The sequence below is a fragment of the Ralstonia pickettii genome, assembly GCF_000607165.1.
In the GTDB taxonomy this organism is placed as follows: Bacteria; Pseudomonadota; Gammaproteobacteria; order Burkholderiales; family Burkholderiaceae; genus Ralstonia; species Ralstonia holmesii.
The window spans coordinates 103813-127583 of the sequence record NZ_JFZG01000002.1 but is presented as its reverse complement, the minus strand read 5'-3'; the positions used below and the strand labels follow the sequence as shown (position 1 = coordinate 127583).

Annotated in this window: 25 protein-coding genes; 19 read left to right on the top strand and 6 right to left on the bottom strand. The window is 64.3% G+C overall.

What is annotated here, in order from left to right; genetic code table 11:
- Positions 1 to 888 precede the first annotated feature (888 nt).
- The 7 genes from BG83_RS0100615 (at position 889) to BG83_RS0100585 (ending at position 6047) form a co-directional block, all read left to right on the top strand.
- A complete protein-coding gene (locus BG83_RS0100615) occupies positions 889 to 1509 on the top strand; it encodes a MotA/TolQ/ExbB proton channel family protein (RefSeq protein ID WP_024542269.1) in 621 nt (206 codons plus the stop codon).
- Positions 1510 to 1537: 28 nt separating this feature from the next.
- Positions 1538 to 1966 carry an ExbD/TolR family protein gene (locus BG83_RS0100610; RefSeq protein ID WP_004631807.1) on the top strand — a complete coding sequence of 143 codons (429 nt, stop codon included), beginning with the start codon at positions 1538 to 1540 and terminating at the stop codon, positions 1964 to 1966.
- 30 nt (positions 1967 to 1996) lie between these two features.
- On the top strand, positions 1997 to 3046 hold the full coding sequence (gene lpxK, locus BG83_RS0100605) for a tetraacyldisaccharide 4'-kinase (RefSeq protein ID WP_024974896.1): 1050 nt from the start codon (positions 1997 to 1999) through the stop codon (positions 3044 to 3046).
- Between the two features lie 69 nt (positions 3047 to 3115).
- Positions 3116 to 3304 (top strand): Trm112 family protein, encoded by a 189-nt coding sequence (locus tag BG83_RS0100600; protein ID WP_004631803.1) that lies wholly within the window; start codon positions 3116 to 3118, stop codon positions 3302 to 3304.
- A 16-nt stretch (positions 3305 to 3320) separates the two neighbouring features.
- A complete protein-coding gene (kdsB, locus tag BG83_RS0100595) occupies positions 3321 to 4127 on the top strand; it encodes a 3-deoxy-manno-octulosonate cytidylyltransferase (protein WP_024974895.1) in 807 nt (268 codons plus the stop codon).
- A gap of 346 nt (positions 4128 to 4473) precedes the next feature.
- Positions 4474 to 5142: an adenylate kinase gene (adk, locus tag BG83_RS0100590; RefSeq protein ID WP_024974894.1), complete on the top strand. Its 669-nt coding sequence runs from the start codon at positions 4474 to 4476 to the stop codon at positions 5140 to 5142.
- 146 nt (positions 5143 to 5288) lie between these two features.
- Positions 5289 to 6047, top strand: coding sequence for a 3-hydroxyacyl-CoA dehydrogenase (locus tag BG83_RS0100585; protein WP_024974893.1), 759 nt, complete (start codon positions 5289 to 5291; stop codon positions 6045 to 6047).
- Between the two features lie 17 nt (positions 6048 to 6064).
- Here BG83_RS0100585 and BG83_RS0100580 read toward each other — a convergent pair whose 3' ends face one another.
- Entirely contained in the window at positions 6065 to 6958 is an 894-nt protein-coding gene (locus BG83_RS0100580) for a LysR family transcriptional regulator (RefSeq protein ID WP_024974892.1), read from the bottom strand.
- A gap of 119 nt (positions 6959 to 7077) precedes the next feature.
- On the opposite strand from BG83_RS0100580, the gene BG83_RS0100575 reads away from it, so the two are divergent.
- On the top strand, positions 7078 to 8109 hold the full coding sequence (locus tag BG83_RS0100575; RefSeq protein WP_024974891.1) for a bile acid:sodium symporter family protein: 1032 nt from the start codon (positions 7078 to 7080) through the stop codon (positions 8107 to 8109).
- Here BG83_RS0100575 and BG83_RS0100570 read toward each other — a convergent pair whose 3' ends face one another.
- From BG83_RS0100570 to tsaE, 3 genes are read right to left on the bottom strand one after another with little or no spacing between them, the layout of a single operon-like run.
- Positions 8110 to 8655, bottom strand: a complete 546-nt coding sequence (locus BG83_RS0100570; protein ID WP_024974890.1) for a GNAT family N-acetyltransferase — start codon at positions 8653 to 8655, stop codon at positions 8110 to 8112.
- Between the two features lie 3 nt (positions 8656 to 8658).
- Complete coding sequence (locus BG83_RS0100565; protein ID WP_024974889.1) at positions 8659 to 10182, bottom strand: N-acetylmuramoyl-L-alanine amidase; 1524 nt, start codon at positions 10180 to 10182, stop codon at positions 8659 to 8661.
- Positions 10176 to 10754: a tRNA (adenosine(37)-N6)-threonylcarbamoyltransferase complex ATPase subunit type 1 TsaE gene (gene tsaE, locus BG83_RS0100560; protein WP_024974888.1), complete on the bottom strand. Its 579-nt coding sequence runs from the start codon at positions 10752 to 10754 to the stop codon at positions 10176 to 10178. The genes BG83_RS0100565 and tsaE overlap by 7 nt, the downstream gene beginning before the upstream one ends.
- A 16-nt stretch (positions 10755 to 10770) precedes the next feature.
- On the opposite strand from tsaE, the gene queG reads away from it, so the two are divergent.
- The 7 genes from queG (at position 10771) to plsY (ending at position 16620) form a co-directional block, all read left to right on the top strand.
- On the top strand, positions 10771 to 11928 hold the full coding sequence (gene queG, locus BG83_RS0100555; protein WP_024974887.1) for a tRNA epoxyqueuosine(34) reductase QueG: 1158 nt from the start codon (positions 10771 to 10773) through the stop codon (positions 11926 to 11928).
- Between the two features lie 257 nt (positions 11929 to 12185).
- The gene (locus BG83_RS0100550) at positions 12186 to 12836 is read left to right on the top strand and encodes a chalcone isomerase family protein (protein WP_024974886.1); all 651 of its coding nucleotides are present in this window, start codon (positions 12186 to 12188) and stop codon (positions 12834 to 12836) included.
- A 123-nt stretch (positions 12837 to 12959) separates the two neighbouring features.
- A complete protein-coding gene (locus BG83_RS0100545) occupies positions 12960 to 13937 on the top strand; it encodes a tripartite tricarboxylate transporter substrate binding protein BugE (protein WP_024974885.1) in 978 nt (325 codons plus the stop codon).
- Positions 13938 to 13997: 60 nt separating this feature from the next.
- Positions 13998 to 14474 carry a methylated-DNA--[protein]-cysteine S-methyltransferase gene (locus BG83_RS0100540; protein WP_024974884.1) on the top strand — a complete coding sequence of 159 codons (477 nt, stop codon included), beginning with the start codon at positions 13998 to 14000 and terminating at the stop codon, positions 14472 to 14474.
- Complete coding sequence (gene xerD, locus BG83_RS0100535; RefSeq protein ID WP_024974883.1) at positions 14471 to 15415, top strand: site-specific tyrosine recombinase XerD; 945 nt, start codon at positions 14471 to 14473, stop codon at positions 15413 to 15415. Before BG83_RS0100540 ends, xerD begins: the two co-directional genes overlap by 4 nt.
- Before the next feature lie 22 nt (positions 15416 to 15437).
- The gene (gene ybaK / locus BG83_RS0100530; protein WP_024974882.1) at positions 15438 to 15929 is read left to right on the top strand and encodes a Cys-tRNA(Pro) deacylase; all 492 of its coding nucleotides are present in this window, start codon (positions 15438 to 15440) and stop codon (positions 15927 to 15929) included.
- Positions 15930 to 15999: 70 nt separating this feature from the next.
- Positions 16000 to 16620, top strand: a complete 621-nt coding sequence (plsY, locus tag BG83_RS0100525; protein ID WP_024974881.1) for a glycerol-3-phosphate 1-O-acyltransferase PlsY — start codon at positions 16000 to 16002, stop codon at positions 16618 to 16620.
- Here plsY and BG83_RS0100520 read toward each other — a convergent pair.
- Complete coding sequence (locus BG83_RS0100520) at positions 16617 to 17633, bottom strand: GlxA family transcriptional regulator (protein WP_024974880.1); 1017 nt, start codon at positions 17631 to 17633, stop codon at positions 16617 to 16619. The two genes, plsY and BG83_RS0100520, sit on opposite strands and share 4 nt — an antisense overlap.
- Before the next feature lie 159 nt (positions 17634 to 17792).
- Between BG83_RS0100520 and BG83_RS0100515 the strand changes: the two genes are divergently transcribed.
- Positions 17793 to 20180, top strand: a complete 2388-nt coding sequence (locus BG83_RS0100515) for an acylase (RefSeq protein WP_024974879.1) — start codon at positions 17793 to 17795, stop codon at positions 20178 to 20180.
- 66 nt (positions 20181 to 20246) lie between these two features.
- Here the strand turns inward: BG83_RS0100515 and BG83_RS0100510 are convergent, their stop codons facing one another.
- Positions 20247 to 20732, bottom strand: a complete 486-nt coding sequence (locus BG83_RS0100510; protein WP_009241389.1) for a YajQ family cyclic di-GMP-binding protein — start codon at positions 20730 to 20732, stop codon at positions 20247 to 20249.
- 106 nt (positions 20733 to 20838) lie between these two features.
- Between BG83_RS0100510 and murB the strand changes: the two genes are divergently transcribed.
- From murB to argG, 3 genes are all read left to right on the top strand, one after another.
- A complete protein-coding gene (gene murB / locus BG83_RS0100505; RefSeq protein WP_024974878.1) occupies positions 20839 to 21867 on the top strand; it encodes a UDP-N-acetylmuramate dehydrogenase in 1029 nt (342 codons plus the stop codon).
- 148 nt (positions 21868 to 22015) lie between these two features.
- A complete protein-coding gene (locus BG83_RS0100500) occupies positions 22016 to 22333 on the top strand; it encodes a pyrimidine/purine nucleoside phosphorylase (RefSeq protein ID WP_024974877.1) in 318 nt (105 codons plus the stop codon).
- 42 nt (positions 22334 to 22375) lie between these two features.
- On the top strand, positions 22376 to 23713 hold the full coding sequence (gene argG / locus BG83_RS0100495) for an argininosuccinate synthase (protein WP_024974876.1): 1338 nt from the start codon (positions 22376 to 22378) through the stop codon (positions 23711 to 23713).
- The last annotated feature ends 58 nt before the right edge of the window (positions 23714 to 23771 follow it).

Sequence of the window (23771 nt, the reverse complement as noted above, 5' to 3'; positions counted from 1 at the left end):
CGCAACCCCTTGATTCTTATGAAAAATCCACCCATGTCAAAATTTCAGCAGCGCAAGTAATTTCGTTCTGCGTCAAGCATTTAGCGCAGGCGCCCCAAGGATGTTCACAAAGTTATCCACAGCGGCACTGGAAAACCGTGGTGTGACGCCTGGGCAGTGGATAAATCGGCCGTCGATTCTCACACGTTCGGGCCGCGCATCCCAATTTTTTCGGGTGAAACCCCGCTGCACAATTTTTAAGCGAAGTCCAGAACACCCTTTTGAATCAGTCACTTAAGGTGCTTGTCCGGGCAATGTCCACAGCCCGTCCACAAGACTGTCCCGTGTCGGTGTGGATTTCCTCACGCTTTTTCGAGGCGCGCCCGCGTTTTTCTCCAGATCCACGCCAAAACCCCGGTTGCCTCATTTTTGAGCACGCCATTGGACTTCCTTTTAGATCAAGCACTTAACGTACTTGTTGAGGCAATGTCCACAACCCATCCACACAACTGTCCCGCAGCGGTGGGGATTACTCGCCGTTTTACCGGATCCGACAGCGCTTGTTCATAGATTGGCCACAGAAATGCCGTTTGCATATTTTTTAAGCACGGCACCGAACTCCCTTTCGCATCAAGCACTTAGTTTGCTTGTTCGGGCAATGTCCACAACCCGTCCACAAGACTGTCCCGCTTGGCTGTGGATTGCCGCGGCCCGCATCTTTCGTGACAGCGCGTTGACCATCGTCTGCGCATGTCACGATGCTGCGCCATCGTGTTGCCGTGGCAGGTCCGACGCGCTAGAGTGCTGCCTGTTTTTGCCGCAACGAACAGCGTTCGGGGACGCGGACGGCACAAGCAGCAAACCAGAACAGAATCACACTCCTTCCACAACGACAAAACGGGTTGTCCAGTGTTTTCCATCATTCAAGCCGCCGGCTGGCCAATCTGGCCGCTGTTGATCGCCTCGGTGCTCGCACTCGCGCTCATCATCGAACGCTTCGTCGCCCTGCAACACAAGAAGATCATTCCGCCCAAGGTGTATGACGAGGCGCTGGCCGTCGCGCATCAGCGCCGCGCCACGCCAGAAGTGGTCAACACGCTGGAACAGGGCTCACCGCTGGGCCGCCTGCTGGCCGCTGCGCTGCGCCATGTGGTACTGCATCCGAACACCACGCGCGATGCCGCCAAGGAAGTGGTGGAAGAAGCCGGCCAGAACGTTGCGCACCGCCTGGAGCGCTATCTGAACGCGCTCGGCACGATTGCCTCGGTGGCGCCGCTGATGGGCCTGTTCGGCACGGTGGTCGGCATGATCGAGATCTTCGGCAGCCAGACCGCCGCTGGTACAAACCCGCAGGCGCTGGCGCACGGCATCTCGGTCGCGCTGTACAACACCGCGCTGGGCCTGGTGGTGGCCATCCCGACACTGATCTTCTGGCGCTACTTCCGTGGCGTGGTCGATAACTACGTGGTCGAGCTGGAGCATCTCTCCACCACGTACCTCGACGCGATCCTGCCGCCGCGGCGCGGCTGATCCGGGCCACGCCTTACTGGAAATAGCCATGCGCTTCCGCCCGCGCCGTGCCCGCGAAGAGCCGGAGATCAACCTGATCCCGCTGATCGACGTGCTGCTCGTGATCCTCATCTTCCTGATGATCACGACCACGTATTCCCGCTACACCGAACTGAAGGTCAACCTACCCACCGCCGAGGCTGAAAAAGCCACCGAGCGCCCGGGCCAGATCGTCGTGTCCGTCACGGCCAATGGTGTCTACTCTGTCGACAAGCAAGTGCTCGACACGCGCGATGTCACCAGCCTGGCCGACGCCCTGCGCAATGCCGCAGGCAAGGCCGGCGGCCCTGAGCCCATCGTCATCGTCAACGCCGATGCGCAAGCCGCGCACCAGGCGGTGGTGAATGTCATGGAAGCCGCGCGTGTGGCCGGTCTGTCGCACCTGACCTTCGCCACGCAAACCGGCAACGCCCGCTAAGAGACTGCCTTTAAATCACAATCACGCCGCATGCCCGTCGCCCAGCACCGCCTCGCCAGCTTCGTCACACGCCAATGGCAGCAACGCGGCTGGTTTGCGTGGGTGATGTGGCCGCTGTCTTGGCTGTTTGGCGGGGTGAGCGCCTTGCGCCGGCTGCTGTTCCGCACTGGCGTGCTGCGCTCGGTGCGGCTGCCGATGCCGGTGGTGGTGATCGGCAACGTTACGGTGGGCGGGGCCGGCAAGACGCCTGCCGTGATTGCGCTGGCGTCGGCGCTGGCTGAAGCCGGCCTGCGGCCAGGCATCGTCTCGCGTGGCTACGGTGCACAACTGAAGCATCCGCGCCCTGTGCGCGAACACTCCCGCGCAGAAGACGTCGGCGATGAACCGCTGCTCATCGCACGCGCCACCGATCTGCCGGTGTGGGTCTTCCCCGATCGTGTGCTGTGCGCGCAGACGCTGCTCGCCTCGCACCCGGGCTGCAATGTGATCGTCTGCGACGACGGCCTGCAGCACTATCGTCTGCGCCGCGATATCGAAATCATCGTGTTCGACACGCGCATGGGCGGCAACGGCTTCCTACTGCCAGCCGGCCCACTGCGCGAACCGATGGCGCGCCGCCGTGACGCCACGCTCATCAACGACCCGAACTACCACGCCACGCCCGATCGCCCGAACGTCTTCGGCATGCACCTCGAGCTGCAGGACGCGTACAACCTGGCCGACCCGGCGCTGCGCCGCCCGCTCGCTCAGTTCGCGCGCATCGAAGGCGAGCAATTGCTGGCCGCGGCCGGCATCGGCAACCCGGAGCGCTTCTTCGCCTCGCTCCGGGCCGCCGGCCTCAAGCCGAGCACGCTGCCGTTGCCCGATCACTACGATTTCGCCAACAGCCCCTTCACCGATAGCCACGCCGAGGTCATCCTGATCACCGAAAAGGATGCCGTAAAATGCGGCCATCTCGACGACCCGCGCATCTGGGTGGTGCCGACCACACCGGTGGTCGACACAGCGCTGGTCGAACAGGTCTGCCAGCGCGTACGCGCCCTGGCCGATCGCGCAACGCTCAAGGCGAGCGCACAATAACGTCACCCTATCCGCTGTACCGGCGCGCCGCCCTACCCTTTGAGCGACCGCCACGGAGCCTCTACCGCCATGGACAATCGCCTGCTGGAAATCCTCGTCTGCCCGTTGTGCAAGGGCACGCTGCAACACGACCGCGCCAACAACGAACTGATCTGCCACGTCGACAAGCTGGCCTACCCGATCCGCGACGGCATCCCGGTCATGCTGGCCGATGAAGCACGCCAGACCGTGGAAGGCACGCCGGTCGATCCGGCCTGATACGAAGGTCGCCGCCATGTCGCACGCGCCGTTCATCGCTGTCATTCCCGCGCGGCTGGCGTCCACGCGGCTGCCCAACAAACCGCTGGCCGATATCGACGGCAAGCCGATGGTGGTGCGCGTGGCTGAACGCGCGCATCAGTCGTCCGCCGCGCGCGTGGTGGTCGCCACCGATGCCGCATCGGTCGCCGACGCCTGCATGCAGCATCACGTGGAAGCCGTGCTCACGCGCGCCGACCACGCCTCCGGCACCGACCGCCTCGCCGAAGTGGCCACCGTGCTGGGCCTGCCCGATGACGCCATCGTCGTCAACGTGCAAGGCGACGAACCGCTGATCGCACCGACGCTGATCGACAACGTGGCCGCGCATCTGCGCGATCACCCCGACTGCGCCATCGCCACCGCTGCCCACCCCATCCACGACCCGGCCGACATCTTCAACCCGAACGTCGTCAAGGTCGTGCTGGACGCCGCTGACCGCGCACTACTGTTCTCGCGCGCGCCGCTGCCCTGGGCGCGCGATACCTGGACACCCGCGGTCATGGCGCGGTCCGTTGCGGAGCGCCCGCTGCCGGCCATGCCCGTGCTGCGTCATATCGGCATCTACGCGTACCGCGCCGGATTCCTGCGCCGCTTCCCGCAATTGGCCGCTGCCCCCATCGAGCAAACCGAGCAGTTGGAGCAGCTACGCGCCATGTGGCACGGTGAGCGCATTGCCGTGCTGACCACCGATGACGCCCCCGCCGCCGGTGTCGACACCCCCGAAGACCTCGCCCGAGTGCGCGCTGCCTGGGCCGAACTCCTGTCCCAGGACGGCCCCTGAAGCCGCGATTTCTCTGAACTTTGCGCGCAGGGCTGCTAAAACCCCGGCCCCGCCATGGCATAATCGCGAGGACGACAAGCCGCATGACGGCGCCCACGCAGGCGCCACAGCGGCGACAGGGAGACAAATCGAGCCATGGGTGCCGCCGTCCGGCGGACGCCTGATTCCCCAGAGTCCGGTAAGGCTGGCGTCAACTTCGCCCGCTAGGCTGCCTGTTTGCGTCGATTGCGTCGCCATGGCTTTATCACCAGGCGTATTGGGAATCCGCCCTCTCGGACCGATTCCCAACGCGCTTCATCTGGCCTGACAGCGCGACAGGATTCGAAAACTTGAGGAACTCGTCACCATGCGGTTGATTCTGTTGGGCGCGCCCGGCGCCGGCAAAGGTACGCAAGCCAAATTCATCTGCGAAAAGTTCGGCATTCCGCAGATCTCCACCGGCGACATGCTGCGCGCGGCCGTCAAGGCAGGTACCCCGCTGGGTATCGAAGCGAAGAAGGTGATGGATGCCGGCGGCCTGGTGTCGGACGACATCATCATCGGCCTCGTAAAAGACCGCCTGCAACAACCTGACTGCAAGAACGGCTACCTGTTCGATGGCTTCCCGCGCACCATTCCGCAAGCGGAAGCCATGAAAGATGCCGCCGTGGCAATCGACTACGTGCTGGAAATCGACGTGCCGTTCGACGCCATCATCGAGCGCATGAGCGGCCGCCGCGTGCATGTGGCATCGGGCCGCACGTACCACATCAAGTACAACCCGCCCAAGACCGAAGGCGTGGACGACGAAACCGGCGAAGCGCTCATCCAGCGCGACGACGACAAGGAAGAAACCGTGCGCAAGCGCCTGGACGTGTACGAGAACCAGACGCGTCCGCTGGTCGACTACTACTCGCAGTGGGCCGCCAACGGCAATGGCGCCGCCAAGGTTGCGCCGCCGAAGTACCGCAAGATCAGCGGCGTGGGCAACGTGGACGAAATCACGGCCCGCGTGTTCGGTGCCCTGCAGGACTAAGCGCACCCGCAAATACCCGCCAGGGAAAACGGCGCCTCATGATCGAGGCGCCGTTTTTTTTGCGCGATCGTCGGCCGCTTCGCGCTACCATATGACGTTGACGTAAACGTCAAGTAACTCGCAATCCACAAACGAGGAGACACGGCATGGAGATTCGCGATCAGGTATTCATCGTCACCGGCGGCGCGTCGGGACTGGGCGCAGGCACGGCCCGCACGTTGGCGGAAGCCGGTGGCAAGGTGGTAATTGCAGACCTGAACGAAGCCGCCGGCACCGCGCTGGCGCAGGAACTGGGCGGCCGCTTCGTGCGTTGCGACGTTACGTCCGAAGCGGACGGGCAAGCCGTTGTGGCGGCCGCTACATCGCTGGGCACGCTGCGCGGGCTGGTGAACTGCGCGGGTATCGCCACGGCATCGCGCACGGTGGGCAAGACGGGCCCGCATCCGTTGGATCAGTTCGCACGTGTGATCAATATCAATCTGATCGGCACGTTCAACATGATCCGCCTGGCCGCGACGGCCATGGCCGGTAACACGCCCAACGCCGGCGGCGAGCGCGGCGTGATCATCAACACGGCATCGGTGGCGGCGTTTGACGGACAGATTGGCCAGGCGGCCTACGCGGCATCCAAGGGCGGCGTGGTGGCGATGACGCTGGCGATTGCACGTGACCTGTCGCGCGACGGCATCCGCGTGATGACGATTGCACCGGGCATTTTCGAGACACCGATGCTGCTCGGCATGCCCGCCGAAGTGCAGGACGCGCTGGGCAAGATGGTGCCGTTCCCGCCGCGCCTCGGTAAGCCGGCGGAGTATGCGCAGCTCGCGCGCGCGATCGTCGAGAACCCGATGCTCAATGGCGAAACCATCCGCCTGGATGGCGCCATCCGCATGCAGCCTAAGTAAGCGAATCGATCAGGCCATCAGGTGGCGGGCAGCGCCATCCGGCGAATCATCTGCCACGCCGCCTCGGCCGCCGGCGAGAGCGACCGGTCATGCCGGCGCGCCAGCACGATGGCGCGCGTTTCCTTTGGTGACAGCGGCACCGCCACCAATGGCGACGACGACGGCAGCGGCAACGACAGCGATGGCACCACGCCCGCGCCGATGCCCGCTTCCACCATGCCAAACACGGCGCTGCTGTGGCCCATCTCCTGCGCAACGTCAGGGTGAACGCCGTGGCGCAGGAAAATACGATCGATGAGCGGGCGGCTGCCCGAAGCATGGTCGAGCAGGACAACCGCCGTGCGATGCAGATCTTTCCAGCGCACGCTGCTGCGTTGCGCGAGTGGATGATCCTTGCGACAGACGAGGCAGAACGGATCGATCAGCAGCGGCTCGGTCCATAGGCCCTCGGTATCGAGCGGTTCCACCACCACACCGAAATCTGCTCCGCCCGTGCGGATCAATTGCAGCGTGTCGACCTGCACGGAGTCTCGCACGATCATGCGGATATCCGGATAGCGCACCGCGCACTCTGCCACGTACACCGGCATCAGCCGGGTCGACACCGTCGGGCTGGACGCCACCACCACGCGCCCCCGCCGCTGCTCGCCCACTTGGCGCGCCTGTTGCAACGTGTCGTCCAGATCAGCGACGAGGCGGTCGAGCGCCGTCGCCAGCGAGCGCCCCACTTCCGTCAGCACGACTTCGCGGGTGGTGCGGTCGAGCAACTTCAAGCCCAGTTCGCCTTCCAGCTCGGAAATCGAGCGGCTCACGGCCGGCTGTGTCAGGCCAATGGTGTCGCCCGCGCGGCTGAAGCTGTGCGCACGTGCCACGGCGAGGAAGACACGCAATTGGCGCAGGGTGACATTCATGCTGACGGCGTATGAATTGATTCGATCAATGCATTTGTATTCTAGATAGGGATGTTGTGCAATAGCGCCTATCCTGCCATCCAACCCGCGCCGTTACGTAATGGTGACCGCGCACGCACATGAAGATTCCGCTGTTGTCTCCGTTGTTGTCCCATATCGATGGGTTCATTCGCGCCATGCTGGTGATGGTCGCGCTCGCCTTGTTCTTCCCCGCGCTGGGCGCGAGCGACGGTCCGTTGCGATTGGACATTGTCACCATCGTCGGCGTGTCGCTGGTGTTTTTTCTGCACGGCGCAGCGCTCTCGCGCGAGAAAATCGTGGAAGGCGCGCGCAACTGGCGCCTGCATCTGTTCGTGCAGAGCTGCACATTCATCCTGTTTCCGCTGATCGGCGCGGTCATCCTGTTTGCGTGCAAGCCGTTCATTCCGGCTGAGCTGCTGCTGGGCGTGTTCTATCTGTGCGCGCTGCCATCCACGGTTTCGTCGTCGGTGGCGATGACAGCGATGGCCAAGGGCAATGTGCCGGCCGCCATCTTCAACGCGACCATCTCGGGCCTGATCGGCATGATCGCCACGCCGCTGCTGATGAGCTTCGTCATCCAGGCGTCAGGCGCGGACCTCTCAGTCGGCAAGGCGCTGCTGGGCGTGGCCGAGCAACTGCTGCTGCCGTTCGTGCTGGGCCAGTTGCTGCGCCCAGTGCTCGGCGGCTTCATCAACAAACACAAGCCGATCATCAACAAGGTCGACCGCGCGGTCATCTTGCTGATCGTGTTCAACTCGTTTGCCGATTCCACGCACGCAGGTGTGTGGTCGAAGTATCCGTGGGAGACCATCGTGGCGGTGGCCGTCATGAGCGGCGCGCTGCTGTTCGTCGTGCTGGGTGCGACGACATGGCTGTCGCGGCGCGCGGGTTTCAACCTGGCCGACGAGATCACCGCCGTGTTCTGCGGCTCGAAGAAGAGCCTGGCGAACGGCGTGCCGATGGCGAAGATCCTATTTGCCGGCAACCCCGCGCTCGGCCTGATCGTGCTGCCGCTGATGATCTATCACCAGTTGCAGCTCATCGTGTGCTCGACGCTGGCGCGCAGGTATGCTGATCGCGTTGCCCATGCGGAGGCCGGCGCAGTTGCCCCGACCAGCCGCCCGGCTTGATCAGCGCAAGCTCGTCAAGCTCGCGAATTCCGCTTCCGGCCAGTGGTAGGTGCGCACCCAAGCGTGCCCGCCGTCGGCCGTCTCCAGCCAATCCCGGCTGACCGGCACACCGCCCAGCGCTTCGTAGAAGCCGATCGCGGCAGTGTTCGCCTCGTACACCCGCAGATGCAACTGTGTGATGCCCTGGGCCGCGGCCAAGCGCGCCGCTTCGCCCATCAAGCGCTTGCCGACACCATGGCCGCGTGACGCCGGCAGCAGATGCAGGTTGTCGACGAGCGCACCCCAGGGCGTGTCGTCTTCACGCAGGGTGCAGAGAAACCCGATGGTTTCGCCGTCCAGATCGGCACACCACACGTATTGCCCAACAACGGGTGCAATCATGCGTTCACGCCACTTGGCCTGCATCTCGACGTTGGCCACGTCGTCGAGATACGCGTCGGACAGGATGCCGAGCCCGCGATATGCGCTCTGCCAGCTCCGCGTGTGGATGTCGGCGATGGTGCTGGCGTCAGACGCACCGCCTTCGCGCAGCACGAGCGTCGTCATGCGTCAGACGCCCGGGTTGCGCGACAACGGCGGGTTCTTGGCAAAGTAGGCGCGAATGCCGCGCAGGATGGCGTCGGCAAGCTGGTTCTGGTGGCCCAGGTCGTTGAGCTTGGCTTCTTCTTCCGGGTTCGAGATGAAGGCCGTCTCGACCAGGATCGACGGAATATCCGGCGCCTTGAGCACCGCAAAGCCCGCCTGCTCGACCTGCCCCTTGTGCAGCCGGTTGATGCCGCCAATCTGGTCCAGCACCGCCCTGCCGACCTTCATGCTGTCGGTGATCTGTGCGGTGGTCGACAAGTCCAGCAGCACGCGCGTGACTTGCGCGTCTTTCGAGCCAAGATTCGCCCCGCCGATCATGTCGGCCGCGTTTTCCTTGTTGGCGAGCCACTTGGCCTGCGCGCTCGAAGCACCACGATCGGACAGCACGAACACCGATGCCCCGCGCGCTTCCGGCGAGAGAAACGCATCGGCATGGATGGAGACGAACAGATCCGCCTGCACGCGGCGCGCCTTTTGCACACGCACGCCCAGCGGGACGAAGTAGTCGGAATCGCGCGTCATCATGGCGCGCATGTTGGGCTGGGCGTCGATCTTGGCCTTGAGCATGCGGGCGATCGAGAGCACCACGTCTTTCTCGTGTGTGCCGGCACCGCCCGTGGCGCCCGGGTCTTCGCCGCCATGGCCAGGATCGATGGCGACCGTGAGCAGCCGGCGCATGCGCGGGCCGTTCGACGGCGCGCGCGGCACGGGTTGCTCGGGAACGATCTCCAGCGGCGGCGTGTTCGGCGCGTTGGCGAGCGTCGACGGAGGATTCGTAGAGGTCGCCGGCGGGACCTTGCGCGGCGGCGTGCGGTTGGCAAGCGCCGGGGGGTGCGGCTCTTCGATCGGCCGCTTGGTTGGGCTGCTGCCGCTGCTGCTGCGTGCCAGCGCGGCGATGGGGTCATCGTCATCCGACGGCGACGGCATCGGCGTGCCGCCTGACGCAGCAAAACGCTCTTGCTTGCCCTCGGTGGCCTGCACGAGCTGCATCAGCGGGTCGGGCGGGTTGGTCGGGTACAGATCGAAGACGAGCCGGTTGCGATAGCCCGCAATCGGCAGCAGCGTGAACACCTGCGGGTTGACGCTTTCCTTCAGGTCAAACACCAGACGCACGACGCTCGGTCGGTTCTGACCCACGCGCACCTGTCGGATGTACGGATCGTTCGGCGCGATCTTGGCGACCAGCTCGCGCAACGTCGGGTTCAGGTCGAGCCCGTCGATATCGACCATCAGGCGATCCGGGTCCTTGATGAGCTGATGCGTAGCCTTGAGCGCGACGTCGGATTCGATGGTCACGCGCGTGTAGTCCTCGGCGGGCCATACGCGCACGGCGACGATGTTGGCGCCGCGCGCAATCTGCGGGCCCACCAGGCTCAGGATGACCGTGCCTGCGCTGGCCTTCGCCATGCGCGTGAGCCATTGGCGGCGGGCCTGGCTCGGCAGGTTCGGATCATCCGGTTGGTCGGTCGGCAGATGCTTGATCAGCATGGGAGCAGGTGTTGCAAGGACTCTAAAAGTTGAAGGCCGGTCTGCGTGCGTGCGCTCAGACGTGCAAGGCGCGGTGCATGCTCAACGCCGTCATCGTAGGTTTCGTGCACAACGTCGACCGATAAAGCGATGTGCAGATCGGGCGTGCCGAGCAGCGCCTGCGCCTTCTCGGGCCATTCGACCAGGCACAGCGCGGGTTCGGCAAAGCAATCGCGGAACCCGGCGTCAGTCCATTCTTCGGGATCGGCAAAGCGGTACAGGTCGAAGTGATAGACCTTCTGCGTGCCCATGGTTCCGGCAACGTCGTAAGGTTCGACCAGCGTATAGGTGGGACTGCGCACGCGCCCCGTGTGTCCGAGGCCGCGCAGGATGGCGCGAGAGAGCGTCGTCTTGCCCGCGCCCAGATCGCCCGAGAGCTGCATCTGCACGGGGCGTGCGCCCAATGCCAGCACGGCTTGCGCGAGCGCCGCGCCAAACGCTGACGTGGCCGCTTCATCGACGAGCGAAAGCGTGCGCTCGGCGAGCGAAGGGGTCAGACCAGAAGGCGCGTCGGCAGGGAGCACGGTGGGCATTGCGTACAATTTGGGCATGTCCGCCACCCCCACGTCATCACCTGAAACGAGTCTGGATGCACGCTTGCCAGCCGATGAGGCCGGCATGCACGCGCTTGTGGCGCAGATTCGCTCCTGGGGTGCCGAACTCGGTTTCGATGCAATCCGCATCGCCGATGTCGACCTGTCGCACGCTGAAGAAGGGCTCCAGACATGGCTTGCGCAGGGGTTTCACGGTGACATGGATTATATGGCGAACCACGGCATGCTCCGCGCACGCCCGGCCGAACTTGTTGCCGGAACGGTACGCGCCATCGTCGCGCGGATGCCGTATCTGCCACATCTGGCCGATCCGCGAATGGCCGGCGGCGACTGGCGCACCATCGAGTGGGACCGCCTGAGCCGCCCCGAAGTCGCGACTGTCTCGCTCTACGCACGCGGCCGCGACTATCACAAGGTACTGCGCCAACGCCTGCAGAAGCTGGCCGAAAAGATTGCAGGCGCCGTCGGGCCGTACGGCTTTCGCGTGTTCACCGATTCGGCACCGGTGCTGGAAGTCGCGCTGGCGACCAACGGCGGCCTGGGCTGGCGTGGCAAACACACGCTGCTGCTGGACCGCGATGCGGGCTCGATGTTCTTCCTCGGCGAAATCCTCGTCGACCTGCCGTTTCCCGTTGATCCACCCGTGGAGCCCCACTGCGGCAACTGCACGCGCTGCATCGACGTGTGCCCTACGCAGGCCATCGTCGCGCCGTACACGGTGGACGCACGCCGTTGCATCTCGTACCTGACCATCGAGCACAAGGGCAGCATCCCGGTCGACCTGCGCGCAGCGATGGGCAACCGCATATACGGCTGCGACGACTGCCAGCTCATCTGCCCATGGAACAAGTTTGCCGTGCCGGCCAACCTGCCCGACTTTGACGTGCGCAACGGCTTGGACGCGGCCACGCTGGCTGAGCTGTTCAACTGGACCGACGCCGAATTCAACCAGCGACTGGAAGGCAGTCCGATCCGCCGCATCGGGCACGAGCGCTGGCTGCGCAACATTGCCGTGGCGATCGGCAACGCACTGCGCGCCCCGCTGCCGGATACCACGCGCGCGCAACTGATTACCGCCTTGAAAGCACGCACCGATGACGCCTCGGAACTCGTGCGTGAACACGTGGCCTGGGCGCTGGCGCAGACGACGTGAGCGCTCGCTCGGGTTAGGCACGCCAACGCATCAGGACTGTGATGTGCCTTTAATCTGGCTTTCCAAGTTGCCACGCCGATTAGTTTAAAAACCAACAAAGTGCGTGTAGCACAAAACCACGAATACGTGCTTAACGCTCACGCCAGTGGGCCCTTATACCGCCTAGTACGCAAACGCTTGCGCATCAGGGCAGACACTAATTGTTTGCAAATAAAATATCGGGAAAATGGCGGCTTAATCTCAAACCGCCCATTTCGATGTTTTCCGCTCTTGTTCATCTCCGTTGCGCATTGCAGGTTGCTGTGCGTGCCCGTTCATCCAGGATGGCACGCGCGTGGCGCGGCGGCGTCATGGGCGCGATGCTCTGCGCCGCGTGCGCGAGCCCCGCATGGGCCACGGTGAACGTCGAGGGTGTGCCGTTCGACGACGCCGCCCGTGTGGCTGGCCGCGAACTGCTGCTCAATGGCACGGGCCTGCGTTCAGTGTTTGTCATCAAGGGCTATGTCGCAGGCTTGTACCTGCCCGAGCGTGCGAAGAATGCGGCGGTCATCCTCGGCATGAAGGGACCGAAGCGGCTGCAGATCCACCCGCTGCGTAATGTGGGCGCCGATACGTTCATCCACGCGCTGAACGACGGCATCCACCGCAACCAGACAGAAATTCAAATGCAGAGGCTGGCCGACCGTCTGACGCAGTTGGAAGACGCGATGCGCCAGATCGGCTCCACCAAGCGCGGCGACACCATCAACTTTGACTACGCGCCCGATGCCGGCACCACCATCAGCATCAATGGCGTGGCGCGCACCAAGGCCATCCCCGGCGAAGATTTCTACCAGGCTGTGCTCAGCATCTTCATCGGCAACAGCCCGGTCGACCGCGATCTGAAAAGCGGGCTGCTCGGAACCTGACAATCTGACGATTCGCTTTTCAGGGTTTCCCCGGTTGCCGCGTGGTTGGCGTGTGCGGTTGTGCTATTCAGCAGTTTCCCCACAAGAACGCAGAACGCACACCAAGCCACAAGGAGGATGACGATGACCAAGGGACGACTGATCGCCAGCCTGATCGCAGCCGCTGGAACGCTGTTATGCGGGCCGGCGCTGGCCGACAACTACCCGGCCAAGCCGCTCAAGCTGATCATTCCGTTTCCGCCGGGCGGCACGACGGACATCGTGGGGCGCGGCGTGGCCGATCAGCTTTCCAAGGTGCTGGGCCAGGCCGTGGTAGTGGAAAACAAGGGCGGCGGCGGCGGTTCGATCGGCGCCGATGCCATCGCCAAGGCTGCGCCGGATGGCTACACGATCGGCATCGCCACCGTCTCCACGCATGCCGTCAACCCGGCGTGCAATGCGAAGCTTTCGTACGACCCGCTCAAGGATTTCAAGCCGATCACCAACCTGGCCACCGTGGCCAACGTGATTGCGGTCAACCCAACCTTTCCGGCCAAGAACTACAAGGAGTTTGTCGCGGCGCTGACGGCCCACCCCGGCAAATATTCATTCGCGACATCGGGCACCTGCGGCATCGGCCACATGCTGGGCGAAGAGTTCAAGGTGCTGACCAAAACGCAGATGGTCCATGTGCCATATCGGGGTGCAGGGCCGGCATTGAACGACGTGCTGGCCAATCAGGTGCCGATCATGGTCGACAACCTGCCCTCGTCCATGCAGTTCATTAAGAGCGGCAAGCTGCGGCCAATTGTGGTGGCGTGGAACAAGCGCATCGATAGCCTGCCCGACGTGCCCACCTTTGCCGAAGTCGGCCTGAAGGACGCAAATGACCCGGCGTGGTACGGACTTGTCGCGCCGGCCGGCACGCCCGACGACATCATCCGCAAGCTCAACGAAGCCTCGGTCAAGGCGCTGAAAGACCCAGGCCTGGTCGATCGATTCCGAGGTGCCGGTGCCGAGCCCGTCGGCAATACGCCGCAGCAATACACGGCCGAGATCAAGCGTGAATTCGACAAGATGCGCACGCTGGTCAAGCAGCAGAACATCAAGCTGGATCAGTAACGCTGCCCGCCTGGGGCCTGTGCTAGATTCGCAGGATTGTTTTTGAGCGCCGGCCCCGCCATGCCATCCCCTTTCGACGCCGTTCTGGAAGCGCCTTTCGGCAAGCTGGGCGTGCGCGTGGCCGAAGGCGCCCTGCGTGAACTCGTCTACCTGCCCGAAAGCACGCCCCTCGTCGATTCATCAGACGCGTTGATCGCCAGACTGGCCCGCCAGCTCGAGGCGTACTACAGCGACCCACGCGCGACTTTCGATATCCCGCTCGCCCCCGCCGGCACCGATTTCCAGCACCGCGTGTGGCGGGCCATCAGCGCCATCCCATGCGGCAGCGTCATCACCTACGGCACCATCGCGCAACAGATCGGCAGCGTGCCGCGCGCGGTGGGCCAGGCATGCGGTGACAACTGGTTCCCGATCCTCATCCCTTGCCACCGCGTGGTGAGCGCGTCCGGCATCGGCGGGTTTTCGCACCACACGGATGGCTACCTGCTGAACATCAAGCACTGGCTGCTGCGCCACGAAGGCGTGATGCTGATATGAGAAAGGCTGCACTGAAAGACGCCGAAGCCCCGGCCTTGCCGCCACAAAGCGCAGATGCCATCCAGCGCTTTTGCGACGCGCTGTGGCTGGAAGATGGCCTCGCTCGCAATACGCTCGATGCGTACCGGCGCGACCTGACGCTCTACGCGCATTGGCTGGCCGAGCGCAGCAAGTCCATCGCCGAAACCGAAGACGGCGACCTGGCCGATTACTTTGCCGCACGCCATGCCGAGAGTCGCGCATCGTCTGCCAACCGGCGCCGCACCGTGTTCAAGCGCTTCTTCCAGTGGGCACTGCGCGAGCACGTTGTGAGCACCGATCCGTCGCGCCTGCTGCCGACGGCCAAGCAACCGCCGCGCTTTCCGAAGACGCTGTCCGAAACGCAAGTCGAGGCGCTCATCAACGCGCCGGATGTGGACACGCCGCTCGGCCTACGCGACCGCGCGATGATCGAGCTGATGTATGCGAGCGGGCTGCGCGTGTCGGAAATCGTCGCGCTGAAAACGGTGGAAGTCGGCCTGAACGAAGGTGTGGTGCGCGTGGTTGGCGGCAAAGGCGGCAAGGATCGTCTGGTGCCGTTTGGCGCCGAAGCCAGCGATTGGCTGCGGCGGTACCTGCAGGATCGTCAAACGGGTCGCACGGCGCTGCTCGGCGAGCGTACGACTGACGCGCTATTCGTCACCACGCGCGGCGAAGGCATGACGCGCCAGGCGTTCTGGTATCTCATCAAGCGCTACGCGCTGCTGGCCGACATTCACGCGCCGCTGTCGCCGCACACGCTGCGGCACGCGTTTGCCACGCACCTGCTCAACCACGGCGCAGACTTGCGCGTGGTGCAGATGCTGCTCGGCCACGCGGATATTTCCACCACGCAGATCTACACCCACGTCGCGCGCGAGCGGCTGCGCACGTTGCATGCGCAGCACCATCCGCGCGGATAGCGATCGTTCTTCCCTGCCCCGTATGAGCAAGTCCAAGCACGTTTCCGAGACGCCCGCCACGCAGTACCTCAAGGCGCATGGCGTGGCCTTTACTGAACACACCTATGACTACGTCGACAAGGGCGGCACGACCGAATCATCCCGCCAACTCGGCGTGGACGAACACGCCGTCGTCAAGACGCTGGTCATGGAAGACGAGCACGCCAAGCCGCTCATCGTGCTGATGCACGGCGATTGCTCGGTCTCGACCAAGAACCTCGCGCGGCAGACCGGCCGCAAGAGCGTGCAGCCGTGCAAGCCCGAGGTAGCGCAGCGGCATAGCGGCTACCTCGTCGGGGGCACGTCGCCGTTTGGCGTGCGTAAGGCGATGCCGGTGTATGTGGAGGCGAGCGTGCTGGAGCTGGAGCGCATCTATATCAACGGGGGGCGGCGCGGCTTTCTGGTGAGCCTGGCGCCCAGCGTGCTGACGTCGGTGCTGAACGCGCAGCCCGTCAATTGTGCAAACCCCGATTGAAACGAACGCCGCCGCTGGGGCACGCTTGCGACCACGCTACAATCCCGCAGCCTGATTTCTCACATTCCATATGTCACCAGTCGCAACCGTCATTTTTGCCGTAGCCGCCTACCTGATCGGCTCGATTTCGTTTGCCGTGGTGGTCAGCCGCGCGATGGGTCTGGCGGACCCGCGCACCTACGGCTCGGGCAACCCCGGCGCCACCAACGTGCTGCGCTCGGGCAACAAGAAGGCGGCCATCCTCACGCTGCTCGGTGATGCGGCCAAGGGCTGGCTGGCGGTGTGGCTGGCGCTATTCCTGGCGCCGCGCTTTGGCGTAGATGAGACCGGCATCGCGCTGGTGGTGATCGCCGTGTTCCTGGGGCACCTGTATCCGGTGTTCCATCGCTTTGCGGGTGGCAAGGGCGTCGCCACGGCGGCGGGCATTCTCCTGGCGCTGAACGTGTGGCTTGGGCTGGCAACGCTGGCCACGTGGCTCATCATCGCCGTGTTCTTCCGCTACTCGTCGCTGGCGGCGCTGGTGTCGGCGGTGTTCGCACCGTTCTTCTACGTGCTGATGAACGGCTTCGACTGGATTGCCGGTGCGGTTGGGCTGATGGCGGTGCTGCTCATCGCGCGCCACCGCGCCAATATCGCCAAGCTGCTGGCCGGCAAGGAAAGCCGCATCGGCGAGAAGAAAAAAGCCGCTTAATTGCGCAACTCGGCGCGCACCGAATGCGCGCGCCGATGTTCGCCTGGCGGCCGGCCCGTGTGCCGCCGGATCAACCGTCGGAAGGCGGACATGTCCTGATAGCCGCACTGCTCGGCAATCGTCGTCAGGCTCAGCGTGCTGACTTCCAGCAGGTGGCACGCGCGTTCCACGCGCAGCCGGTGCAGCAATTGCAGCGGCGACATCCCCACCGTTTTCGTGAAATGCCGCAGCAGCGTCCGCTCGCTGGTTGAGGCGACGGCAGCAAGTCTTCCGAGATCAAACGGTTCGTGCAGATGCTGCTGCAGATAACGCCGTGCGCGCAGCACGACGCTGTCGCGGATGGCTGGTTTGCTGCGCAGCCAGATGCCGATGGCCTCGCCGCGTGAGGGGTGGTCGAGCACCGTATTGCCCAGCGTGCGCGCGAGCCGCGCATCAGCCAGGCGTGCGACCACGCGGTGCATGAGCGCAACGCCATGCTCCATCGCCCGCGCGGTGATGACGTTGCCGCTGCTGACGATGGCCTGCGCCGGCGCGGCTTTCAAATGCGGAAAGTAGCCCTGCACCCAACCTGCAATGAGCCATGTCACCGTCAACCGTTGGCCGGCGGGCAGCACGTCGGCCAGCATCGCCACACCTGTGAAGGATGACGCCACCAGCCGTCCTGCATCCAGATAACGGCGGATCGTGGCGCGTTCCACTTCCAGCAAGGCCAGACGCTGCTCCAGCGTGCCAATGTGGTCGAAATGCAGCGGGGGGACGATCAACGCATCACCGAGCTGCGTGTCGTCTTCCGGTAGTGCGTCACAAGGGCACGCGAGCGTTTCTGCCGCAGCCTGCCAACGCGACGGGTCCCGCGCAATGAGTCGCCAGCCGAACACCGGCGTCTTGGCGGCATCGGCCCGCTTGCCCGCCTGCATGGAGGCGAGCGCATTGGCCACGCCAAGCGTGTCGGCAGCGGTCGCCAACGTGGAAAAGGCGACGTCGGGATAGGTCAGCAGGTCGATTCTGGGCATGCGCGAGTATAGGCGCGGGCTGCAATCCACGTGGCGATATCGACCCCAACTTTGGCGGGAATACCTCTTTCGAATAGGACTGGCCCGATTGACGATGCGGCGACGGCTGCGCGCAGACGCGACCGCCATAACAACACCGACATCAGGAGACAACGCACGATGCAGCGATTCATGCAGGGATTCGCATTGCGCGCCACGCTTGCCACGGCCGCGCTTGCGGCGCTGGCCGGCTGCGCCAGCACAGACAGCGGCTGGGCCACGCCTTCGGACACCGGCCTTTCGGCCGAAATCAGCCGCACCCGCTTCGGCATTCCGCACATCCGGGCCAACGACTACGCCAGCCTCGGCTTCGGGATGGCCTATGCCTATGCGCAGGACAACGTGTGCCTGCTCGCCGACCAGGTCGTCACCGTCAACGGCGAGCGCTCGAAGACATTCGGGCCGGACGGCACCGTCGTGGTGTCGTTCAAGCCGGTGCCCAACACGCAAGCCGACGCTTTCTTCAAGAGTGCGTTTGATGAAGCTGGCCTGCGCGCTGGCTATGCACAGATGTCGCCTGAAGCGCGCGAGCTGCTGCGCGGCTACATCGCGGGCTACAACCGCTATCTGAAAGACACGCCGGCCGCGAACCGCCCGGCAGCCTGCCGCAATGCGGAATGGGTGCGCCCGCTTACAGTGGCCGACATGATGCTGATGGGCGAAGAGAAGGCCATCCAGGCCAGCGCGGGCGCCATGCTGGCGAGCATCGTCGCCGCGCAGCCGCCGGGCGGCGCGCCTGCCTCAGCGGTCGTTCCACCGCATGCCGTCGACACCGCTGCACTCGACCGCGACCTGCAACTGCGCGACATGCCGATCGGCTCCAACGGCTGGGCCTTCGGCAAGGCCGCCACCGATACCGGTCGGGGTGTGCTGCTCGGCAACCCGCACTTCCCGTGGACAACCACCAACCGCTTCTACCAGGTCCACCTGACCGTGCCGGGCAAGCTGGACGTGATGGGCGCGTCGATTGCCGCGTTCCCCGTCGTCAGCATCGGCTTCAACAAAGACGTGGCATGGACGCACACCGTTTCCACCGGCCGCCGCTTCACGCTGTTCGAACTGAAGCTTGCCGAGGGCGATCCGACCACCTACCTGATCGACGGCAAGCCGCACAAGATGACCACGCGCACCGTGGCCTTTGACGTGAAGCTGCCGGACGGCCGCATCGAGCATCGCACCCACACCTTCTACAACACGGTGTACGGGCCGGTGCTGTCGATGCCGGCCGGCGGCATGCCGTGGACCACACAGAAGGCCTACACGCTACGCGACGTCAATCGCAACAACACGCGCTCCATCGATACGTGGCTGCATATCGCGCAGGCCAAGGACGTGGCGGGCATCCGGCAGGCCATCAGCAACCTCGGCATCCCCTGGGTGAACACCATTGCCACCGACCGCAACGGCCGTGCGCTGTTTGCCGACGTTTCAACCACGCCGGATGTGTCGGCTGAAGCGCTCAAGCGTTGTGCGCCCTCTCCGCTGGCCGACAAGCTCTTCAAGGGCGTGGGCTTGGTGCTGCTCGATGGCTCACGCAGTGCGTGCAACTGGCGGGTCGATCCGGCGTCGCCGGTGCCAGGCTTGGTGGCCCCCGCACGCATGCCGGTGCTGGAGCGCGATGACTACGTCGCGAACAGCAACGACAGCTCGTGGCTAAGCAATCCGGCGCAGAAGCTGACGGGCTTCTCGCCGGTGATGGGCTCGACCGACGTGCCGCAACGCCTGCGCACCCGCATCGGCCTGATCGAGATCGAGCGCCGCCTCGCCGGCACCGACGGGCTGCCCGGCAACAAGGTCAACCTGCCGAACCTGCAGGCGATGATCTTCCGCGATGCCAACCTCGCCGGCCACCTCGTGCGCGACGATCTACTGGCCGCCTGCAAGGCCACGGCCAACCTCGATGCCGATGTGCGCGACGGCTGCGCTGCCCTCGCGCAATGGAACCTCACGGACAACGTCGACGCCCGCGCCGCGCACCTGTTCCGCGAGTTCTGGATGCGCGCCAAGGACATCCCCCATGTCTACGCGGTCGACTTCAACCCGGCTGATCCGATCCACACACCGCGCAACCTGCGCATGAGCGATGCAACCGTGCGCACGGCCGTGTTCAAAGCGTTGAAAGATGCCGTGGGCGCCGTCCGCACCGCCGGCTTTGCGCTGGATGCGCCGCTGGGCACTGTCCAAGCGGCCCACGCGCCGGGCGGCGACATCGCCCTGCATGGCGGCGAGGAATACGAAGGCGTGCTGAACAAGCTGCAAAGCACGCCGATCGGGCCGAAGGGCTTGCAGGTGTATTTCGGCACCAGCTACATCCAGACCGTCACGTTCGACGATCAGGGCCCCGTGGCCGATGCGCTGCTGACCTACGGTGAATCGACCGATCCGGCATCGTCGCATGCGTTCGACCAGATGCGCGAGTTCTCTGCCAAGCGCTGGAACCGGCTGCCGTTCTCGGAAGCCGCCATCGCCGCGGATCCTGCACTCAAGGTGACCAAGCTGTCGCAGTGAGGTTTTGCCGCTGCAAATGCAAACGCCCCGCTCGTGCGGGGCGTTTTGCTTGGAAGCGCGACGGGCTCAGTCGCGGAAGTTATTGAAATCCAGCGGCGTGTCGCTCACGTCCTTGCGCAGCATGGCAATCACGCTTTGCAGGTCATCGCGCTTGGCGCCGGTCACACGCACCGCATCGCCCTGAATGCTTGCCTGCACCTTGATCTTGCTGTCCTTGATCGTCTTGACGATCTTCTTGGCCAGGTCGCCAGAGACACCCTTCTTGATCTTGACGACCTGCTTCATCTTGTCGCCGCCGATTTTCTGCTTGTCCTGGTAGTCAAGGAAGCGCACGTCGACGTTGCGCTTGGCGAGCTTGTTCATCAGCACATCGTTCACCTGGCCGATCTTGAAATCGTCATCGGCAAACAAGGTCAGTTCCTGCTCCTTGTGCTCGACCCGGGAGTCCGAGCCCTTGAAGTCGAATCGCGTCGAAATCTCTTTGTTGGCCTGTTCCACGGCGTTCTTCACTTCCACCATGTTGGCTTCGCATACCACGTCAAACGACGGCATCCTGTTCTCCTTGCAGACTTGAATTCGGGTTGCTGCGGCGCCTCGCTGCGGGTGCCGCGTGTGCCATGGCTTCTATAATCTCGGCTTTCCCAGCAGATTTGGCGCCATGGCGTTGCTCGACACGCATTATCCCCTAGGCCAGCACAACACGTTCCGTTTTGAGGCCACCGCCCGCTACGCCGCGCACGTGCGCACGCCGGAAGACATTCCCGCCGCGCTGGCCGACCCGCGCGTGCAGGGCCTGCCTGTTCTGGTGCTGGGTGGCGGCAGCAACGTCGTGCTCACGCGCGATTTCGAAGGCCTCGTGCTGCTGATGGAGATTCCGGGCATCGCCGCCGGCCAAAGCACGGTCGAGGGCCGCGAAGTCCACACCGTCACCGCAGGCGGCGGCGAATCGTGGCACGGCCTGGTGGCTCACACCGTCTCCCATGGCTTGCCTGGGCTGGAAAACCTCGCACTGATTCCCGGTACGGTGGGCGCGGCCCCCATCCAGAACATCGGCGCATACGGCGTCGAGATCAAGGACCGCTTCCACTCCCTGTGCGCATACGACCGCCACGCCGGCGAGTTCGTCACCCTTACCGCCGCCGATTGCGCCTTTGGCTACCGCGACAGCGTCTTCAAACGCGCCGGTGCCGATCGCTACGTCATCACCGAGGTGACCTTCGCCCTGCCGGTCGACTGGCAGCCCGACACGCACTACGCCGAACTCGCACGCGAGCTGGCCGCGCAAAACATCGCCAGCCCGACTGCGCAGGACATCTTCGATGCGGTGGTCACTATCCGCCGCCGCAAGCTACCCGACCCGGCGGAGATCGGCAACGCGGGCAGCTTCTTCAAGAACCCCATCGTCGATGCCGCTACGCGCGATGCGCTGGTTGCGCGCTTCCCGAATCTGGTCGGATATGCACAGCCGAACGGCACCTACAAGCTTGCCGCCGGCTGGTTGATCGATCAATGCGGCTTCAAGGGTCGGCAGAGCGGCGCTGTGGGCGTGTATGAGAAGCAGGCGCTGGTGCTGGTGCACCGTGGCGGCGGCAGCGCGGTCCAGTTGATGACGCTGGCGCGCGAGATCCAGGACGCGGTTCATACGCGCTTTGGCGTACGCATCGAACCCGAACCCGTGGTGGTGTAAATAGCCCGGCGGACGGCTTCTTGAGAGCCTTGCGCCACATCCCGTCCGTCTGGACCCGGCCTGCCCCTCGCTTGACGTACCCGCGGTCGACCCAATGGCCTAAAATGGCTGGTTTGACCCTACGACTTCCCTTTTCGCGTTCCATTTCATGACCACCGAAACCTTTGACGGCGTCCGCCTGACCACCAAGGCCAATGTGTACTTTGACGGAAAGTGCGTCAGTCACAGCTTTACCCTGCCCGACGGCACCAAGAAGTCCGTGGGCGTGGTGCTGCCGGCCACGCTGACCTTCGGGACAGCCGCAGCCGAGATCATGGAGTGCGTGGGCGGTTCGTGCGAATACAAGCTCGACGGCTCCGATGAGTGGAAGACGTCCGGCGCCGGCGAAAGCTTCCAGGTTCCGGCCAACTCGAAGTTCGACATTCGGGTGACCGAGGCCTACCACTACATCTGCCACTATGCCTAAGCGCGCCTAAGCGCCAGCAGCGATCATCTGAAGAGAAAGAGTATGGAAACCATCCTGCAACACGTTCCCGTCGGCCAGAAAGTCGGCATTGCCTTCTCCGGCGGTCTCGACACCAGCGCCGCGCTGCGCTGGATGAAGAACAAAGGCGCCCTGCCGTACGCCTACACCGCCAATCTCGGCCAGCCCGACGAGGAAGACTACGATGCCATCCCGCGCAAGGCCATGGAGTACGGTGCAGAGAAGGCTCGCCTGATCGAGTGCCGCCCGCAACTTGCCAATGAAGGCATTGCCGCCATCCAGGCCGGCGCCTTCCACATCAGCACCGGCGGCATCACGTACTTCAACACCACGCCGCTGGGCCGCGCCGTAACCGGCACCATGCTGGTCGCTGCCATGAAGGAAGACGACGTCAACATCTGGGGCGACGGCTCGACCTTCAAGGGCAACGACATCGAGCGCTTCTACCGCTACGGCCTGCTGACCAACCCGGCACTGAAAATCTACAAGCCCTGGCTGGACCAGGCCTTCATCGACGAGCTGGGCGGCCGCGCCGAAATGTCGGCCTTCATGACCAAGGAAGGTTTCGGCTACAAGATGAGTGCCGAAAAAGCCTACTCGACGGACAGCAACATGCTGGGCGCCACGCATGAGGCCAAGGACCTGGAGCACCTGAACAGCGGCATCCGCATCGTCAACCCGATCATGGGTGTGGCGTTCTGGAAGCCGGAAGTCGAGGTCAAGGCGGAAGAAGTGTCGGTCACCTTCGACGAAGGCCGTCCGGTCGCCGTCAACGGCCGCGAAATCGCCGACCCGGTGGAGATGTTCCTGGAGCTGAATCGCATCGGCGGCCGCCACGGCCTGGGCATGAGCGATCAGATCGAAAACCGCATCATCGAAGCCAAGAGCCGCGGCATCTACGAAGCCCCGGGCATGGCGCTGCTGCACATCGCCTACGAGCGCCTGGTGACCGGCATCCACAACGAAGACACCATCGAGCAGTACCGCATCAACGGCCTGCGCCTGGGCCGTCTGCTGTACCAGGGCCGCTGGTTCGATCCGCAGGCCATCATGCTGCGCGAAACCGCCCAGCGCTGGGTGGCCCGCGCCGTGACCGGCACCGTCACGCTGGAACTGCGCCGCGGCAACGACTACTCGATCCTGAACACCGAATCGCCGAACCTGACCTACGCACCTGAGCGTCTGTCGATGGAGAAGGTTGAAGACGCACCGTTCAGCCCCGCCGACCGCATCGGCCAACTGACCATGCGCAACCTGGACCTGATGGACACGCGCGACAAGCTGTCGATCTACTCGAAGGCCGGCCTGCTGTCGCTTGGTACCGCCAACGCACTGCCCCAGCTCGACGGCGGCAAGAAGTAACCGCCTGCCGCTTCAAGGCAAAAAGGCCGCTCCGACGTCAATCGGAGCGGCCTTTTTC

What these genes read in the sequence shown, in the direction of transcription:
- BG83_RS0100580 (WP_024974892.1), bottom strand. Translation starts at nt 6,958, where the DNA reads ATGAATGTCACCCTGCGCCAATTGCGTGTCTTCCTCGCCGTGGCACGT.
- BG83_RS0100545 (WP_024974885.1), top strand. Translation starts at nt 12,960, where the DNA reads ATGACCAAGGGACGACTGATCGCCAGCCTGATCGCAGCCGCTGGAACG.
- plsY (WP_024974881.1), top strand. Translation starts at nt 16,000, where the DNA reads ATGTCACCAGTCGCAACCGTCATTTTTGCCGTAGCCGCCTACCTGATC.
- queG (WP_024974887.1), top strand. Translation starts at nt 10,771, where the DNA reads ATGTCCGCCACCCCCACGTCATCACCTGAAACGAGTCTGGATGCACGC.
- BG83_RS0100515 (WP_024974879.1), top strand. Translation starts at nt 17,793, where the DNA reads ATGCAGCGATTCATGCAGGGATTCGCATTGCGCGCCACGCTTGCCACG.
- xerD (WP_024974883.1), top strand. Translation starts at nt 14,471, where the DNA reads ATGAGAAAGGCTGCACTGAAAGACGCCGAAGCCCCGGCCTTGCCGCCA.
- BG83_RS0100540 (WP_024974884.1), top strand. Translation starts at nt 13,998, where the DNA reads ATGCCATCCCCTTTCGACGCCGTTCTGGAAGCGCCTTTCGGCAAGCTG.
- argG (WP_024974876.1), top strand. Translation starts at nt 22,376, where the DNA reads ATGGAAACCATCCTGCAACACGTTCCCGTCGGCCAGAAAGTCGGCATT.
- BG83_RS0100510 (WP_009241389.1), bottom strand. Translation starts at nt 20,732, where the DNA reads ATGCCGTCGTTTGACGTGGTATGCGAAGCCAACATGGTGGAAGTGAAG.
- tsaE (WP_024974888.1), bottom strand. Translation starts at nt 10,754, where the DNA reads ATGCCCACCGTGCTCCCTGCCGACGCGCCTTCTGGTCTGACCCCTTCG.
- BG83_RS0100610 (WP_004631807.1), top strand. Translation starts at nt 1,538, where the DNA reads ATGCGCTTCCGCCCGCGCCGTGCCCGCGAAGAGCCGGAGATCAACCTG.
- murB (WP_024974878.1), top strand. Translation starts at nt 20,839, where the DNA reads ATGGCGTTGCTCGACACGCATTATCCCCTAGGCCAGCACAACACGTTC.
- kdsB (WP_024974895.1), top strand. Translation starts at nt 3,321, where the DNA reads ATGTCGCACGCGCCGTTCATCGCTGTCATTCCCGCGCGGCTGGCGTCC.
- BG83_RS0100565 (WP_024974889.1), bottom strand. Translation starts at nt 10,182, where the DNA reads ATGCTGATCAAGCATCTGCCGACCGACCAACCGGATGATCCGAACCTG.
- BG83_RS0100585 (WP_024974893.1), top strand. Translation starts at nt 5,289, where the DNA reads ATGGAGATTCGCGATCAGGTATTCATCGTCACCGGCGGCGCGTCGGGA.
- BG83_RS0100600 (WP_004631803.1), top strand. Translation starts at nt 3,116, where the DNA reads ATGGACAATCGCCTGCTGGAAATCCTCGTCTGCCCGTTGTGCAAGGGC.
- BG83_RS0100550 (WP_024974886.1), top strand. Translation starts at nt 12,186, where the DNA reads ATGTTTTCCGCTCTTGTTCATCTCCGTTGCGCATTGCAGGTTGCTGTG.
- BG83_RS0100500 (WP_024974877.1), top strand. Translation starts at nt 22,016, where the DNA reads ATGACCACCGAAACCTTTGACGGCGTCCGCCTGACCACCAAGGCCAAT.
- lpxK (WP_024974896.1), top strand. Translation starts at nt 1,997, where the DNA reads ATGCCCGTCGCCCAGCACCGCCTCGCCAGCTTCGTCACACGCCAATGG.
- BG83_RS0100520 (WP_024974880.1), bottom strand. Translation starts at nt 17,633, where the DNA reads ATGCCCAGAATCGACCTGCTGACCTATCCCGACGTCGCCTTTTCCACG.
- adk (WP_024974894.1), top strand. Translation starts at nt 4,474, where the DNA reads ATGCGGTTGATTCTGTTGGGCGCGCCCGGCGCCGGCAAAGGTACGCAA.
- ybaK (WP_024974882.1), top strand. Translation starts at nt 15,438, where the DNA reads ATGAGCAAGTCCAAGCACGTTTCCGAGACGCCCGCCACGCAGTACCTC.
- BG83_RS0100575 (WP_024974891.1), top strand. Translation starts at nt 7,078, where the DNA reads ATGAAGATTCCGCTGTTGTCTCCGTTGTTGTCCCATATCGATGGGTTC.
- BG83_RS0100570 (WP_024974890.1), bottom strand. Translation starts at nt 8,655, where the DNA reads ATGACGACGCTCGTGCTGCGCGAAGGCGGTGCGTCTGACGCCAGCACC.